Here is a 15,357-nt window from a genome sequence, read left to right as displayed (position 1 = left end):
CGCTACGAGGCGCGCTTCTTTTTCCGCCGGTTCCCGTCGCTACACTCGTCCCATTCAACGGTCCGCGCAGCACGGGGAAGGATCGCCCGTGCCAGCCGGCGATAACGACAGGACTACGGCACGATGGCTGAACCGAAGGCGCTCTCCCGCGACTGGCAGCGGTTGTTTTCCGCCGGCCGCGGCGTGTCCGGACGGCGCCTCGGAGGCGCCTCGCCGCGCGCCGACCTGTTTCTCGCGACCTTCATCGTCGCGGTCGTCGCGCTGTTCATCCTGCCGCTGCCGCAGGCCGCGCTCGACGGGATGATCTCGCTGAATCTCGCGGCGAGCGTCGTGTTGCTGACGGTGTCGACCTATGTGCCGTCGGCGGTCAGCTTCTCGTCGTTTCCCGCGCTGCTGCTGTTCACGACGCTGTTCCGGCTCGCGCTGAACATCGCGTCGTGCAAGCTGATCCTGCTGCATGCGAACGCCGGCCACGTGATCGATGCGTTCGGGCGGCTGGTGGTCGGCAACAACGTGGTCGTGGGCGGCGTGGTGTTCCTTGTGATCGCAGTCGTGCAGTTCATCGTGATCGCGAAAGGGTCGGAGCGGGTGGCCGAAGTCGGCGCGCGCTTCTCGCTCGACGCGATGCCGGGCAAGCAGATGAGCATCGACGCCGACCTGCGCGCCGGCATCATCAGCGCCGACGAAGCACGCGAGCGCCGCGAGAAGCTCGAGCAGGAATCGCAGATGCACGGCGCGATGGACGGCGCGATGAAGTTCGTGAAGGGCGACGCGATCGCGGGCCTCGTGATCGCGTTCATCAACATCGTCGCGGGGATCGCGGTCGGCACGCTGATGCACGGGATGGACATCGGCGAGGCGCTGCAACGTTACGCGATCCTGACGGTCGGCGACGGGATGGCGTCGCAGATTCCGTCGCTGCTCGTGTCGATCGCGGCCGGCATCGTGACGACGCGCGTCGCGACGCGCGATGCGCGGCAGCGCCAGCTCGGCGAACAGCTCGGCGAGCAGCTGGGCGCGCACCCGCGTGCGCTGCTGATCGCCGCGTTCGTGCTGACCGGTTTTCTCGTGGTGCCAGGCTTTCCGAAATGGTCGTTCGCGCTGATCGCGCTCGGCCTCGGCACCTTCGCGGTCTCGCAGCTCAAGCGCAAGACGTCCGCGCCGAGCTTCAACCTGATTCATGTCGCGGGGCGCGTCGGCGCGGCCGACGACGGCCAGCCCGCGAAGGTGTCGCACGCGGCGGGCGTGACGTCGCTGATCGCGGTGTCGCTGTCCGACGACCTGCGCACGGGCCTGAACCTCGCGCAACTGCAGGCGGCGCTGTCGAGCGCGAAGGCGCGCGTCGACGCGGACATCGGCACGGTGTTCCCGCGCATCACGCTGAACGACGACGAGGGCGCGGCGGCCGGCGCATACCGGATCTACCTGCAGGACGTGCTCGTCGCGCATGGCGCGCTGAAGCCGGGCTGGCTGCTGTGGGACGGCGTCGCGCCGCTGCCCGAGCGCGCGGAGCGCCAGCCGGCCGAGGCGTTCGGTCCGTTCGCGACCGCACTGTGGATCAAGCCCGACGGCGCGGCGCCGGACGGCAAGTGGCTGTCGAGCGAGAGCGCGCTTGCCGCGCACGTCGAGCAGATCGTGCGTCAGCATGCGGATGAGCTGCTCGGCATCCAGGAGACGCAGGCGCTCGTACATCTGGTGCGCCGCGATCACCCTGAACTCGTGGGCGAGCTGACGCGGCTCGTGCCGCTGCAGCGCATCACCGAGGTGCTGCGCCGGCTGCTCGCCGAACAGGTGCCGATCCGCAATTTGCGCGTGATTTTCGAGAGCCTGATCACATGGGCGCCGAACGAGCCCGACGACGTGATCGCGCTGGTCGAACTCGTGCGCGTCGACCTGCGCCGGATGATCACCGATCGTCATGCGGGCACGGCGCGCCAGTTGCGGGTCGTGCTGTTCGAGCAGAATTTGCAGGAGCGGATCGAGAGCGCGGTGATGCGCACCAAGCAGGGCAATTTCCTCGCGCTGTCGAGCGCGGTCAAGCAGGACATCGGCGAGCAGGTGCGCGCGATCGTGCAGGCCGCGCAGGCGGCCGGCCCCGGCGGCCACGGCAACGCACCGGGCGCCGCGCGGCTCGCGGTGATGGTCGCGCTCGGCGCGCGCCGCTACGTGAAGACGATCCTGCAGCCGGTGCTGCCCGAACTCGCGGTGCTGTCGTACCAGGAAGTCGAGGAGGACGTGCAGTTGCATACGGTCGGCTGGGTGAAGAACCCGCCGGACGACGGCACGGTCGGCGCGGGCGCCGACGTGCGCGCGCCGGGAGCCGTGCAATGACGAGCTCGACGATCCTCGACCTGACGCGCCAGGCGCTGATGCTGGTGCTGCTGCTGTCGCTGCCGATCGTGCTGATCGCGACCGTCACGGGCCTCGTCGTCGCGATCCTGCAGGCCGTCACGCAGGTGCAGGACGCCAATATCGGCATCGCGGTGCGGCTGATCGCCGTGATGGTCGCGCTCGTCCTGCTGTCGGGCTGGCTCGGCGGCGAAGTGCTGCGCTTCGCGCAGCAGGCGCTGGAACGCATGTTCGTTTCTTCCACAGGAGTCCTTTGATGCGTCAACGCGTCGCCTCGATCCGGTTTCAACCGCGCAGCCTGCAACGGGCCGCGCTTGCCGTGTGCGCGACGGCGCTGCTCACGGCGTCGCTGTGCATGGCGCCCACGCAGCATGCGCGCGCCGCGGACCTGCGCTGGCGCAACAAGCCGTTCACGATCGTCGCGAACGGCAAGAAGATCGGCGACTTCATCCGCGAGCTCGCGTCGTCGCAGGGGGTAACGGCGGTGGTCGACCCGAAGGTCGACGGCGTGATCAGCGGCCGCTTCTCCGGCACGCCTCAGCAGACGCTCGACACGATCTGCTCGACCTACGGGCTCACCTGGTACTACGACGGCTCGTTCCTGTACGTCGATCCGGCCGACCAGTCGCAGACGCAGATGATCCCGATCCCGCCGAACGCGTCCGGCGAAATCGGCCGCGCGCTGCAGGCGATGCAGATTCCGGACAAGCGCTACACGCTGGTGATCAACGACCGCGCGAACAGCGTGTACGTGGCCGGCCCGCGCCGCTACGTCGAGCTGGTGCGGCAGGCGGTCGGCTCGGTCGGCGATCCGTCGGCGAACGGCGCGCATGCGGACATCCGCGCGTTCCGGCTGAAATACGGCTGGGCGTCGGACTTCACGATCAACCGCTCGGGCAAGGAAGTGACGGTGCCGGGCGTCGCGACGATCCTGCGCAAGCTGTTCGGCAAGGGCGGCGGCACGACCGCGGCGCCGTCGAGCACGCCGCTCGGGCAGGCCGCGCGCCAGGTGAAGCTCGGCTCGGGGCTGACGATCGCGGTGCCGCGGCTCGATTTCCCCGATATTTCCGGCGGCCCGCGGCAGGGCGGTTATGGCGGTGCGGACAGCAGCATGGGCGGCGGGTTCTCGCCGTTCTCGAGCAGCGGCGGCGGCGACACGCTGCCGCAGATCGTCGCGGATCCGGCGATCAACGCGGTGATCGTGCGCGATCTGCCGGAGAACATGTACCGCTACCAGTCGCTGATCGGCCAGCTCGACGAGCGGCCGCGCATCGTCGAGATCAACGTGACGATCATCGACATCAACGAGGATTCGCTCGACAGCCTCGGGATCGACTGGCGCCTGCACACGACGCACGGCGACGTGCAGATCGGCAACGGCCAGAACCCGCTGAACGGCAATACGCAGTACAACGGCGCCGGGAATCCGCCGCTCACGTTCGGCGTCGGCGCGTCCGAAACCGGGTCGACCGGCACCTTCATGCCGACCGGCATCGCGCTGACCGCGTCGATCGGCGGGTCGCTGCGCAATTACCTGCTCACGCGCGTGAACGCGCTCGCGCAGAAGGGCCAGGCGCAGCTGCGTTCGAAGCCGAAGGTGCTCGCGCTCGACAACACCGAGGCGATCCTCGAGAACCTCACGCAGTTCTACGTGCAGGTGCCGGGCTACCAGGACTCGTCGCTGTACAGCGTGACGACCGGCACGAGCATCAAGGTGACGCCGATGATCGTCGACGAGGCGATCCGCAATGCGGCGGCCGTGTCGGGCAATCCGCAGAGCGTGATGATGTCGATCGACATCCAGGACGGCAACATCGTGCCGGGGCAGGCCGTGTCGAACGTGCCGGTGATCCAGCAGCGCAACATCGTCACCAAGACGATGATCGACGAAGGCAAGAGCCTCCTGATCGCCGGGTTCAACGACGACGAGGTGCGGCTGAACAAGAGCGGCGTGCCCTGGCTGTCCGACATCCCGCTGATCGGCAACCTGTTCAAGTACACCGACAAGTCGGGCAATCACATGGAGCGGTTCTATCTGCTGACGCCGCGCGTCGTGACGAGCGCGTCGATGTATGCGCCGGACGGCGCGCCCGTGAACCCGGGCGCCGACGGTCCGGCGAACCAGGAAGGGATGTCGATGTATCGCCCGCCGGACAACGACATCGCGGTGCCGCTGACGCCGAAGCCGCTGCCCGGCACGAAGTTCGGCCCGCCCGCGTTGCCGCCGCCGGCGGATGCGGCATCGCAGCCCGTGGCGACGACCGCAGGAGCACCTGCCCATGTCGACGAGCATCATTGATCCGCACGAAGGCGCATTGCCCGGCGGCGCGGGAGGCGCGGGGGCCGGTGCGGCCGCGCTCGCGTCGCCGTGGAACCTGTGCTTCCTGAGCGGGCCGATGTACGGCCGCACGATGTCGCTCGCGCGCGGCGCGAACTGGGTCGGCACGGCGGCCGACTGCGAAGTGATCCTGCCCGATCGCGAGATCGGCGCGAAACAGGTGTGCCTGCAGGTCGGCGCGCTCGCGGTGACGGTGCAGAACCACGGCGGCGACACCGGCGCGCCGGTGCTGTTCAACGACGAGCCGCTCGGCGCCGGGCGCCGCTCGCTGACGCCGAACGACGTCGTGACGGTCGGCTCGATCCGGCTCGGCATCGCGCGGCATGCGCAGGCGAGCGTCGCGGTGCCCGACGAAACCGATGCGCCGGACGCCGCGCGCGAGGCCGCGTGGCTCGGCTGGCTCACGGGCGGGCTGCGCCGCCTCGGCAGCCGGCGGCTCGTGATCGCGCTGGTCGCGCTGTGGCTGGGCGTGCTGCTCGGCGCGCTCGGCTACGGCTTCGTCGCGTGGTCGGGGCGGTTGCCGTGGCAGCACGAATCGGTGCTCGCGCGCACGCACCGGCTGCAGCAACTGCTGCACGCGTATCCGGAGCTGGCCGTCGCGCCGCGTGACGACGGCGTGATCGTGTCGGGCTACGTGAGCGACCCGGCCGCGCGCGAGCGTGTCGCGCAGATCGTCGCGGGTGTCGACAACGCGGCGCTCGGCAACATCTACGTGGTCAGCGATCTGGTCGCGACCGCGCAGACCTATTTCAGCGATACGGCGCTGGCGGTCACGTATCTCGGGCGCGGGCGGATCGAGCTGACGGGCACGGCCGCGCGCGCGCAGATCGAGCCGCGCATCCGCAACTACATGAAGGATGCCCGCCCGGCGCTCGAAGTGGTCGATCACGTACGCGATGCCGACGCGGCCGCGCCGCGTACGGCGACGACGCTCGGCGGCATGGCCGGCATTCCGGAGATCACGACCGTATTCGCCGGCGACGGCGATCAGCGCTACATCGAGACGGTCGACGGCAGTCGCTATTTCGAAGGCGCGCGGCTGAAGGAGGGCGCGACCGTCGTGTCGATCGGGCCGGACGCAGTGGTGTTCGAACGCAACGGTCAGCGCATCACGATGCCGCTCGGCGGCCCGTCGGCGAGCGCGCCCGAGCAGGCGCCGGCGCCGCCCGTGGCGCCGCTCGCGAGCGGCGCGGCGGCGGGCGTCGCGCAGCCGGTGCCGGGGCCGACGCTGTTGCCGGGCGAGCCGGCGGCCGGTGTATCGACGAAGCAGGCGGTGCATTAGCGCCGCGACGGATCAGGCGCAGCGCGTTTCGCGGTGCGCGCATTACGCGACACGTCGCCGGCAGGCGGCGCGTCACGTCATCGGCGGGGCATGGGGCTGCCGCCGGCAACGCAGGTGAACTTCACGTAAAGGAGCGAAACATGACTGCCTCCACAGGTAGCGCAACCGACACGAAGCAGGTCCAGCAACAGGCCGACGACCTGACCAAGACGCAGCTCGAACTGACGAAGATCAACTTTCAGGTTCAGCAATCGACTGCGACGTTCGAAACCAGCAACGCAGTGACCGCGCAGGAGGGGACGGCGAACGCCCAGGTTGCGCAACACCTGAGTTCCGCCGGCCGCGCGTGACGCCGGTCGCCGGCCGTGCCGCGCGACGCCGGATGCCGGGGCGGCCCATGGCGGGCGCCCGGTGTGGCGTAGGTGCGTGCCGGCCGGCCCGTTCCCGGCTTCGCCGGTCAAGGAGGACACGATCATGTCGGTAACAGGCGTAGGCGCGGCGCCGCCGGGCGCAGCCGCGCTCGCGAGTGCCGCGCAGCAAACGGGCACACCGTCCGATCCGGCGCAGGTGCGCCAGTTCGATGCGCTGATGCAGCCGGGCGCGTCGTCGGCCGCACCGCCTTCGTCCGGTGTCGCGATGTCGCGCGCGCCGGCGGATGCGGCGCCGGCCGTGCAGATGACGCCCGCGCAGGCGAACCAGTCGTCGCTCGTCGAGCGGTTGCGCACGTACGGCAACGATCTCGATTCGCGGTACGCGAACATCGACAAGCACCGCAGCGAGATGCTGACGTCGATGGCGGACAGCCGCAGCGACCCGCTGATGACGATGGTGAAGGCGATGGATTTCCAGTGGACGGCAACCACCACGATTTCGGAATATCAGTTGAGCCTGTCGGTTGCGCAGGCGGCGAACGGCTTCACGCACACGGTGCTGAAGACGCAGGAGTGAAAGCGCGCGTGCGGGCCGGAAGCGGCCTCACGCGCCCTGAAGCGGACAAACGATGACGACGATCGATTCGACGCCGCGCGCGCATGCGTGGCGCAGCCGGGCGGCGCGCGCGCTGCTCGCGGGGCTGCTCGTGCTGTTGGCCGGGTGCCAGAAGGAGCTGTACTCGGGCCTGTCGGAGCGCGACGCGAACCAGATGGTCGCGGTGCTCGGCGACGCGGGCATCAGCGCGTCGAAGGACAACGATGCGCGCGACACGTCGGACCGCAACGCGTGGCTCGTGAGCGTCGCGGACGGCGACATGCAGTCGGCGCTCACGGTGCTGCAGGCGAACGGGCTGCCGAAGCCGAGCTATGCGAGCCTCGGCGAGCTGTTCCAGAAGCAGGGCCTCGTGTCGACGCCGGCCGAGGAGCGCGTGCGCTACCTGTACGGCGTGTCGCAGGATCTGTCGCGCACGCTGCAGGACATCGAGGGCGTGGTGGTCGCGCGCGTGCAGGTCGTGATTCCGGAGAACGATCCGCTCGCGGACAAGATCAAGCCGTCGTCGGCAGCGGTGTACATCCGCTACCGGCAGGGCGTCGATCTGCGCGCGATGGCGCCGATGGTCAAGGATCTCGTCGCGCACAGCATCGAGGGGCTGCAGTACGACAACGTGTCGCTGTTCCTGCAGCCGGCCGCCGCGCGCGCGACGCGCGTGGACGGGATCGGCAGCGCGGTGTCGGACATCCTGCGGCTGCGCTCGCCGCTCGGCTGGCTCGTGTTCGCGCTGATCCTGCTGACCTGCGCGGTGATCGCGCTGTCGGCCGCCCGGCGCGGGATGTTCGGCGCGAGGCTCGCGGGCCTGCTCGGCGCGCCGCGCGGCGCGAACGGGGGCGGCGGCTCGGCCGCGCAGCAGACTGGCGGCGGGCTGCGTACGCCGGATGGCGCACGCGACGGCGCATGAGCGATCCGCACGCGCTGCCGCCGGGCGATGCGGCCGCCGCGCCCGACGCGGCGCCACTGCCGTGGCTGCAGCCGCTTGCGCCGCCACCGGCCGCGCGCGCTGCCGCGTTTCATGCGCTGGTCTGCGACTTCAACCTGCGGCCCGACCGCTATCTGCATGTGACGCGCGTGCCGGCCGAGTGGCCCGCGCGCTACCGTTCGCCGGACGCGTTCGGCGCGGCCGGCCGAAAGCTGCTCGCGCGGCACCTGCTCGAGGTCCACGGCGTGGCCGACCGGCACGACTTCGACGCGGCGAATCCGTGCGCGCGGCTGGCGCTGCTGCCGGGCGCGGCGCTCGAGCAACTGGCCGCGTATGCGGGGCTGCTGCTGCATCGCGCATGGCTGCGCGACGCGCTGGCCGGGCGGCGGATCCGTGCGGAAGTCGCGGCGCGGCTCGGCGGCGATGCGCTCGAACTCGCGCTCGAACGGGCGCCGGAATTCGGCGCGCTCGCCGAAACGCTCGAACCGTGGCGCGCCGATCCCGCCGCGCTGCCGGTCGTGATCCGCGCGCGCGGCGGGCGCCTGCTCGCGGATTTCATCGGCGTGGCCGGCGACGCGGTGGCGCGGCGCGTGCGCCTGAAATTCAACCGCGCGATCGACGACGAAGCGCCGTACTGGCTGAACCGCGCGCAGCGCGACCAGTTCGGCGAACTGATGTTCCTGTTTCTGATTCCCGAGAGGCTTGCGTCATGGGACTGGCTTTTCTGATCACGAGCGACAACCTGCAGCTGCTGTCGGAGCGCAAGGTGCTCAAGGAGCGCGAATACGCGGCGCTGCTCGACGCGTCCGCGGTGATCGCGACCGCGCATGAAGAGGCGGCGCGCATCGTCGCCGACGCGCAGCGCGAATTCGACAAGCGCCAGGCGGCCGGCTACGACGAAGGCATGCGCCGCGCGCAGCGCGAGCAGGCCGCGCAGGCGTACACGCAGGCGCTCGCCGCCACGCGCACGATGGAGACGATGAAGGACGCGATGGCCGATATCGTTGTGAAGGCCGTGCGCGCGATCGTCGGCGAGATGAGCACGCAGAAGCTGTACGAGGCCGCGCTCGCGCGGATCGCGCCGCTCGTGCGCGACGAGGCGTTCCTGATCGTGCGCATCGCGCCCGGCCGCACGGACGAGATGCGCGACGCGCTCGACGGCGCGTTCGCGGGGCAGTCGAACCGGCAGAAGATCCGCATCGTCGAGGATGCGCAGCTCGAACGCCACGCATGCACGGTCGAGACGCCGTCCGGGCGCATCGACGCGAGCCTCGACCTTCAGATCGACGCGCTGCGCCAGGCGATCCGTCGCGACGCGCTGAAGGGCGCCGCGCGATGAACGCGCCGCTCGACGATCCGCAGCCGTTCGGAAGCGGCGACGACGACGGCGCGCCGTTCGATCGCGGCCGCCTCGTCGACGAGCTCGATGCGGGGCTCGCGTTTTTCTCGCCGGTATCGGTGCAGGGCCGCGTCAACCACGCGGTCGGGCAGATATTGAATGCGACGGGCATTCGCGCGCGGCTCGGCGAAATTTGCGAGCTGCGCACCCCGAACCAGCCGACGCTGCTCGCGGAGGTGGTCGGCTTCTCGCGGCAGACGACGCTGCTGACGCCGCTCGGCGACGTGGCGGGGCTGTCGCCGGAGACGATCGTCGTGCCGTCCGGGCGCGAGCATGTATTTCCGGTGGGCGAAGGGCTGTTCGGGCGCGTGCTCGACGGGCTCGGCCGGCCGCTCGACGATCGCGGGCCGGTGACGGGCGCCGCGTGGGTGTCGACGCAGCAGGACCCGCCGAACCCGCTTGCGCGCAAGATGATCGACACGCCGTTTCCGACGGGCGTGCGCGTGATCGACGGCCTGATGACGCTCGGCATCGGGCAGCGCGTCGGCATCTTCGCGCCGTCGGGCGTGGGCAAGAGCACGCTGCTCGGGATGATCGCGCGCGGCGCGCAGGCCGACGTGAACGTGATCGCGCTGGTCGGCGAACGCGGCCGCGAGGTGCGCGAGTTCATCGAGCACAGCCTGTCGCCCGAGGTCCGCGCGCGGTCGATCGTCGTCGTGTCGACGTCGGATCGCCCGGCGATGGAGCGCGTGAAATCCGCGCTGGTCGCGACCGCGATCGCGGAGCACTTCCGCGATGCGGGCAAGCGCGTGCTGCTGCTGGTCGATTCGCTGACGCGTTTCGCACGCGCGCAGCGCGAGGTCGGCCTCGCGAGCGGCGAGCCGCCGACGCGGCGCAGCTTTCCGCCGTCGACGTTCGCGGTGCTGCCGCGCCTGCTCGAACGCGCGGGGCAGGGTGCGCACGGGTCGATCACCGCGCTCTATACGGTGCTCGTCGAAGGCGACGAGGAATCGGACCCGATCGCCGAGGAAGTGCGCTCGATCCTCGACGGCCATATCGTGCTGTCGCGCAAGATCGCGCTCGCGAACCGCTATCCGGCGATCGACGTGCTCGCGAGCCTGTCGCGCGTGATGCCGCTCGTCGCGAGCCGCGCGCACCAGCATGCGGCCGCGCGCGTGCGCGAGCTGATCGCGAAGTACCAGGAAATCGAGCTGCTCGTGCAGATCGGCGAGTATCGCGAAGGCAGCGACCGGCTTGGCGATCTCGCGCTGCGCGCGCGCGACGCGATCGGCGCGTTCTGCGCGCAGGCGTCGGACGAGGACGTGCGCTTCGATGCGCTGCTCGCGAAGCTGACGAGGCTGGCGAACGATCATGTCTGAAGCCGACGATCGCCTCGTGCTCGCGACGCTCGCTCGCCTGAAGCGCGTGCGCGAGATGCGCAGCCAGATCGCGCGCGTCGCGGCCGCGCGCCAGCAGGGCATCGCCGCGCAGAGCCGGCGCGCGCTGGCGGCCGCGCAGGCGCAGCTCGCGCAGCAGGTCGCCGCGAAGGCGGCGATCCAGACGCGCCTGGCCGACGACGTACGCGAAGCGCGTGCATTGCAGAACGCGGCGGCCGATACGCGCACGTTCGACCGCCATATCGGCACCGCGAACGCGTCGGTGAGCGAGGCCGCGCACGTGCATCGCGGTCACGAGGCGACACTCGCCGACCTGCAGCGCGCCGCGCGCAAGGCGAAGGCCGCCGAGGACAAGCTGGAGAAAGCCGGCGAGAAGGCGCTGCACGCGCGCGCCGCGCGGGTCGAGCGCGACGCCGACGAAGTCGCGGACGGCTACGCGGTGCGGCGCTTCGCGACGGGCGGCACCTGGGTGGCCGGCGCGGGCGACGCGTCCGGTCATGCGTCCGCGCAACCGGAGGCGGCCGCCGCGTTCGATGCGGCCATGACCGAAGCGGAAACGGGCGCGGATTTCACCGCTGAAGCCGACGCCTCCGCCGCGCCCGACGATTCCGCCCCGCCCGCCGCCGCGGAGCGCCGATGCTAGATCAGGCCGCGGGCTTCAACGACGTCGCCGGCATGCTGCGGCCGCTGCTCTACGTGATGCCGCGCCTGTTGCCGATCATGTTGATCGTGCCGGTGTTCAACGAGCAGATCATCACGGGCCTCGTGCGCAACGGGATCGCGGTCGTGATCGCCGCGTTCGTCGCGCCGACCATCGATTCCGCGCAGGTGGCCGCGCTGCCGTTCCTGATGTGGTGCCTGCTCGTCGCGAAGGAGGCGATGGTCGGCATGCTGCTCGCGGGCGCGTTCAGCGCGGTGCTGTTCGCGATCCAGGGTGTCGGCTACCTGATCGATTTCCAGACCGGCAGCGGCAGCGCCGCATTCTTCGATCCGATGGGCGGGCACGAGGGCGGCCCGACCTCGGGATTCCTGAATTTCGTCGCGATCGCGCTGTTCGTCACGGCGGGCGGGTTGCAGGTGCTCGTGCAATTGTTCGCGCAGTCGTACGCATGGTGGCCGATCGGCTCGCTCGGCCCCGATTTCTCGTCGATGCTGCAGACCTTCATCGTGCGGCAGACCGACACGATCTTCGAATGGATGGTGAAGCTCGCCGCGCCGGTCACGATCGTGCTGGTGCTCGTCGAGCTCGGCATCGGCCTGGTCGGCCGCGCGGTGCCGCAGCTCAACATCTTCGTGTTCTCGCAGCCGCTGAAGAGCGCGCTCGCGGTGCTGATGATGATCCTGTTCCTGCCGGTGGTGTACGCGTCGCTGCATTCGCTGCTGAGCCCCGACAGCGGATTGATGGCGTTGCTGCGCGCGCTGTTCGCCGCGCACGGCGGCGGCTGAGCGCGCCGGAGCCGACATGGCCGAAAAGGACCAGAAGCCGACCGCGAAGCGCTTGCGCGAGGCGCGCGAGAAAGGCGAGGTGCCGAAGAGCGCGGAAACGGTTTCATCCGCGTTCTTCGTCGGGGTGTGCGTGGCGCTCGCGGTGGGCATCGGTTCGCTGTTCGCGCGGTTGCAGGCGCTGTTCCGGCTCGTGTTCGACGCGGTCGGCGCGGCCGATCCGTCCGCGCGGCTCGCGGTGCTGATCGACGGCGCCGCGCGCGACTGGGCGATGCTGTCCGCGCAGATCGTGGCCGCCGGCCTGCTGGCCGGGTTGCTCGCGGGCTTCGTGCAGGTGGGCGGCGTGATGGCGTGGAGCCGCCTCGTGCCGCAGTTGTCGCGGCTCAATCCGGCCGAGGGGATGAAGAACCTGTGGTCGCTGCGCAACCTCGTCAATCTCGCGAAGATGCTGCTGAAGACGGCGCTGCTCGTCGCGACGCTCGGCTGGCTGATCGTCCAGTCGCTCGACCCGTCCGTGCAGTCGGGCTTCACGCGGCCCGTCTCGATCCTCGCGCTGATCGTGAAGCTGCTGATGCTGCTGTTCGGCTGGGCCGCGCTGATCTACATCGTGATGGCGCTGATCGACATCGTGCACCAGCGGCACGAGTTCAACCAGAAGATGAAGATGTCGATCGACGAAGTGCGGCGCGAGCACAAGGAGGATGAAGGCGATCCGCACGTCCAGGCGAAGCGCCGCCAGCTCGCGCGCGAAGCGCAGTTCGCGTCGTTGCCCGACCGGATCGGCTATGCGTCGGTGGTCGTCTATTCGCCGCGCGTCGCGGTCGCGCTCTACTACGGCGGGATGGGCTCGCTGCCCTGGGTGCTCGCGCGCGGCGAGGGCGACGCGGCCGAGCGGATCGTGCGGCTGGCCCGCGACGCGCTGCGCCCGACGCTCGCGAACGTCGGGCTCGCGCAGGCGCTGTACGAGACGACGCCCGAGAACGGCACGATCCAGCCGCAGCATTTCCGCGAGGTCGCGCAGTTGCTGAAATGGGCGACCGGCGCGGGTTGACGCGGCGTGGCGGCGCCCCTGTCGGCATGCCGCCCTTTTTCCGGTTTGCCGGCCGTCCCGGGCGACGGGTCCGATTCGATATGGCCCTGTCGCACCGTCATGCGCACACGGCGCTTGACGTCTATTTTTTTCCAAACCCTCCCGACGTTCACTGGTGAATTATTGCTGATTTATTTCTTCGTAATATGGCTCGACCGTCATGCCCGACGGCGGGCCGGAGGTTGCGCCGCGCGTGACGGGACAGGTCAACAGGGGCAGACAAATCAATGTGCGGAATCGACGGCTTTCTGAATAGCGTCGCCTTCGATGAGGAGACAGCGCGCGGCACGCTCGCGCGAATGACGGCGAGCCTCGCGCATCGCGGGCCGGACGGGCAGGGGATCTGGGTCGACCCGGAGGCCGGCATTGCGCTCGGCCACCGGCGGCTCGCGATCGTCGACCTGTCGGTGCACGGCCGGCAGCCGATGGCTTCCGCGTGCGGCCGCTACGTCCTCGTCTTCAACGGCGAAATCTACAACCATCGCGAACTGCGCGCGGAGCTCGAGCGCGCGGGGCGCGCACCGGCGTGGCGCGGCCATTCCGACAGCGAGGTACTGCTCGCGGCGATCGTCGCGTGGGGCGTCGAGGCCACGTTGCGCCGCGCGACCGGCATGTTCGCGTTCGCGCTGTGGAATCGCGCGTCGCGGGTGCTGACGCTCGCACGAGACCGGATCGGCGAGAAGCCGCTCTACTACGGGCGAATCGGCGACGCGCTCGTGTTCGCGTCCGAGCTGAAGGCATTGCGCGGCTATCCGGGCTTCGACGGCACGGTCGACCGCGACGCGCTGTGCCTGTACCTGCGCCAGTCGAGCGTGCCCGCGCCTTACACGATCTATCGCGGCATCCGCAAGCTGCCGCCCGGCACGTACATCCAGTTCGAACATGCGCGCGACACGCCGCGCGTGCGGGCGTACTGGACGCTCGAACAGGCGATCGAGGCGGGCCGCGCGCAGCCGTTCGAGGGCAGCCCCGACGAAGCCGTCGACCAGCTCGACACGATTCTGCGTCAGGCCGTCGCGCGGCAGATGGAAGCCGACGTGCCGCTTGGCGCGTTCCTGTCGGGCGGCATCGATTCGTCGGCGATCGTCGCGCTGATGCAGGCGCAATCGGCGACGCCGGTCGATACGTTTACGATCGGCTTTCACGAGGCCGGCTACGACGAAGCCGGTTACGCGAAGGCCGTCGCGCGCCATCTCGGCACGCGCCATACCGAGCTTTACGTGACGGCCGACCATGCGCTCGGCGTCGTGCCGAAGCTGCCGTCGATCTACGACGAGCCGTTCTCCGATGCATCGCAGATCCCGACCTTTCTCGTCTCCGAACTGACGCGCCGGCACGTGACGGTGAGCCTGTCCGGCGACGGCGGCGACGAGCTGTTCGGCGGCTATACGCGCTACTTCCTGACGCCACGCCTCTGGCGCAAGCTGCATCGCGTGCCGGCCGCCGTGCGCGCGCGGATCGCCGCCGCCTTGCATGCGCTGCGGCCCGATCACGCGGACCAGCTCGCGGCCGTCGCGCAGGGCGCGTGGGGCGGCGTGGAGGCGCGCGAATCGTCGTCGCGCATCGGCGATCGCCTGCACAAGCTCGGCCATGTGATGACGGCGGAGAGCCGCATCGGGCTGTACCGGCTGCTGATGTCGTCGGTGCATCATCCCGAGCGCATCGCGTTGTCGGGGCAGGAGCCGCCGACGCCGCTCGACACGGTGTCCGCGTGGCCGGCGCACCTGAGCTTCGCCGAGCAGGCGATGGCGATCGACACGCTCACGTACCTGCCGACCGACATTCTCGCGAAGGTCGATCGTGCGGCGATGGCCGTGAGCCTCGAGACGCGCATGCCGTTCCTCGATCATCACGTCGTCGAATTCGCGTGGCGCGTGCCGGCATCGGTGCGCTTGCCGGAAGGGCAGTCGAAGGCACTGCTGCGCCGGCTGCTCGACCGGTACGTGCCGTCCGCGCTGATCGACCGGCCGAAGCAGGGCTTCTGCGCGCCCGTCGACCACTGGCTGCGCGGCGCGCTGCGCGACTGGGCCGAGGCGCTGCTGCGGCCGTCGCGCTTGCGCGAGGAAGGCTTCTTCGATGCGGCGGCGGTCGAACGGCTGTGGCGCCAGCACCAGACGGGTCGGATGAACTGGCAGCACCAGTTGTGGACGGTGCTGATGTTCCAGGCGTGGCTGGAGGCGCAGCGCGCGGGGTGACGGCATGGTCGCGCCCGC

General features: G+C 70.1%; 14 protein-coding genes. All 14 read left to right on the top strand.

Going from position 1 to position 15,357, the window contains the following annotated elements:
- Positions 1-123 precede the first annotated feature (123 nt).
- Complete coding sequence (sctV, locus tag CFB46_RS28700; protein ID WP_027781124.1) at positions 124-2,331, top strand: type III secretion system export apparatus subunit SctV; 2,208 nt, start codon at positions 124-126, stop codon at positions 2,329-2,331.
- Positions 2,328-2,606, top strand: a complete 279-nt coding sequence (sctS, locus tag CFB46_RS28695; RefSeq protein ID WP_006480854.1) for a type III secretion system export apparatus subunit SctS — start codon at positions 2,328-2,330, stop codon at positions 2,604-2,606. The genes sctV and sctS overlap by 4 nt, the downstream gene beginning before the upstream one ends.
- Positions 2,606-4,648, top strand: a complete 2,043-nt coding sequence (gene sctC / locus CFB46_RS28690) for a type III secretion system outer membrane ring subunit SctC (RefSeq protein ID WP_089502081.1) — start codon at positions 2,606-2,608, stop codon at positions 4,646-4,648. The genes sctS and sctC overlap by 1 nt, the downstream gene beginning before the upstream one ends.
- Positions 4,629-5,969 carry a type III secretion system inner membrane ring subunit SctD gene (gene sctD / locus CFB46_RS28685; protein ID WP_089502080.1) on the top strand — a complete coding sequence of 447 codons (1,341 nt, stop codon included), beginning with the start codon at positions 4,629-4,631 and terminating at the stop codon, positions 5,967-5,969. The genes sctC and sctD overlap by 20 nt, the downstream gene beginning before the upstream one ends.
- A 140-nt stretch (positions 5,970-6,109) precedes the next feature.
- Entirely contained in the window at positions 6,110-6,319 is a 210-nt protein-coding gene (locus CFB46_RS28680) for a hypothetical protein (protein ID WP_027781121.1), read from the top strand.
- A 124-nt stretch (positions 6,320-6,443) separates the two neighbouring features.
- The gene (locus CFB46_RS28675; RefSeq protein ID WP_089502079.1) at positions 6,444-6,917 is read left to right on the top strand and encodes a hypothetical protein; all 474 of its coding nucleotides are present in this window, start codon (positions 6,444-6,446) and stop codon (positions 6,915-6,917) included.
- Positions 6,918-6,969: 52 nt separating this feature from the next.
- Positions 6,970-7,857, top strand: a complete 888-nt coding sequence (gene sctJ, locus CFB46_RS28670) for a type III secretion system inner membrane ring lipoprotein SctJ (RefSeq protein ID WP_027781119.1) — start codon at positions 6,970-6,972, stop codon at positions 7,855-7,857.
- On the top strand, positions 7,854-8,603 hold the full coding sequence (locus CFB46_RS28665) for a SctK family type III secretion system sorting platform protein (RefSeq protein WP_089502078.1): 750 nt from the start codon (positions 7,854-7,856) through the stop codon (positions 8,601-8,603). Before sctJ ends, CFB46_RS28665 begins: the two co-directional genes overlap by 4 nt.
- Positions 8,585-9,214, top strand: coding sequence for a type III secretion system stator protein SctL (sctL, locus tag CFB46_RS28660; RefSeq protein WP_027781117.1), 630 nt, complete (start codon positions 8,585-8,587; stop codon positions 9,212-9,214). Before CFB46_RS28665 ends, sctL begins: the two co-directional genes overlap by 19 nt.
- Positions 9,211-10,593, top strand: coding sequence for a type III secretion system ATPase SctN (gene sctN, locus CFB46_RS28655; protein WP_089502077.1), 1,383 nt, complete (start codon positions 9,211-9,213; stop codon positions 10,591-10,593). Before sctL ends, sctN begins: the two co-directional genes overlap by 4 nt.
- Positions 10,586-11,254: a hypothetical protein gene (locus CFB46_RS28650; RefSeq protein ID WP_089502076.1), complete on the top strand. Its 669-nt coding sequence runs from the start codon at positions 10,586-10,588 to the stop codon at positions 11,252-11,254. The genes sctN and CFB46_RS28650 overlap by 8 nt, the downstream gene beginning before the upstream one ends.
- Positions 11,248-12,057: a type III secretion system export apparatus subunit SctT gene (gene sctT, locus CFB46_RS28645; protein ID WP_089502075.1), complete on the top strand. Its 810-nt coding sequence runs from the start codon at positions 11,248-11,250 to the stop codon at positions 12,055-12,057. Before CFB46_RS28650 ends, sctT begins: the two co-directional genes overlap by 7 nt.
- Positions 12,058-12,073: 16 nt before the next feature.
- A complete protein-coding gene (locus CFB46_RS28640) occupies positions 12,074-13,105 on the top strand; it encodes an EscU/YscU/HrcU family type III secretion system export apparatus switch protein (protein ID WP_027781113.1) in 1,032 nt (343 codons plus the stop codon).
- Positions 13,106-13,371: 266 nt separating this feature from the next.
- Positions 13,372-15,339: an asparagine synthase (glutamine-hydrolyzing) gene (gene asnB, locus CFB46_RS28630; RefSeq protein ID WP_089502073.1), complete on the top strand. Its 1,968-nt coding sequence runs from the start codon at positions 13,372-13,374 to the stop codon at positions 15,337-15,339.
- The last annotated feature ends 18 nt before the right edge of the window (positions 15,340-15,357 follow it).

It is taken from the genome of Burkholderia sp. HI2761, from assembly GCF_002223355.1.
Taxonomy (GTDB): domain Bacteria; phylum Pseudomonadota; class Gammaproteobacteria; order Burkholderiales; family Burkholderiaceae; genus Burkholderia.
This window is presented reverse-complemented; position numbering and strand designations above follow the sequence as displayed.

Bases quoted from the DNA above. Each gene is read 5' to 3' on its own strand.
- sctV (WP_027781124.1), top strand. From the start codon at position 124: ATGGCTGAACCGAAGGCGCTCTCCCGCGACTGGCAGCGGTTGTTTTCC.
- sctS (WP_006480854.1), top strand. From the start codon at position 2,328: ATGACGAGCTCGACGATCCTCGACCTGACGCGCCAGGCGCTGATGCTG.
- sctC (WP_089502081.1), top strand. From the start codon at position 2,606: ATGCGTCAACGCGTCGCCTCGATCCGGTTTCAACCGCGCAGCCTGCAA.
- sctD (WP_089502080.1), top strand. From the start codon at position 4,629: ATGTCGACGAGCATCATTGATCCGCACGAAGGCGCATTGCCCGGCGGC.
- CFB46_RS28680 (WP_027781121.1), top strand. From the start codon at position 6,110: ATGACTGCCTCCACAGGTAGCGCAACCGACACGAAGCAGGTCCAGCAA.
- CFB46_RS28675 (WP_089502079.1), top strand. From the start codon at position 6,444: ATGTCGGTAACAGGCGTAGGCGCGGCGCCGCCGGGCGCAGCCGCGCTC.
- sctJ (WP_027781119.1), top strand. From the start codon at position 6,970: ATGACGACGATCGATTCGACGCCGCGCGCGCATGCGTGGCGCAGCCGG.
- CFB46_RS28665 (WP_089502078.1), top strand. From the start codon at position 7,854: ATGAGCGATCCGCACGCGCTGCCGCCGGGCGATGCGGCCGCCGCGCCC.
- sctL (WP_027781117.1), top strand. From the start codon at position 8,585: ATGGGACTGGCTTTTCTGATCACGAGCGACAACCTGCAGCTGCTGTCG.
- sctN (WP_089502077.1), top strand. From the start codon at position 9,211: ATGAACGCGCCGCTCGACGATCCGCAGCCGTTCGGAAGCGGCGACGAC.
- CFB46_RS28650 (WP_089502076.1), top strand. From the start codon at position 10,586: ATGTCTGAAGCCGACGATCGCCTCGTGCTCGCGACGCTCGCTCGCCTG.
- sctT (WP_089502075.1), top strand. From the start codon at position 11,248: ATGCTAGATCAGGCCGCGGGCTTCAACGACGTCGCCGGCATGCTGCGG.
- CFB46_RS28640 (WP_027781113.1), top strand. From the start codon at position 12,074: ATGGCCGAAAAGGACCAGAAGCCGACCGCGAAGCGCTTGCGCGAGGCG.
- asnB (WP_089502073.1), top strand. From the start codon at position 13,372: ATGTGCGGAATCGACGGCTTTCTGAATAGCGTCGCCTTCGATGAGGAG.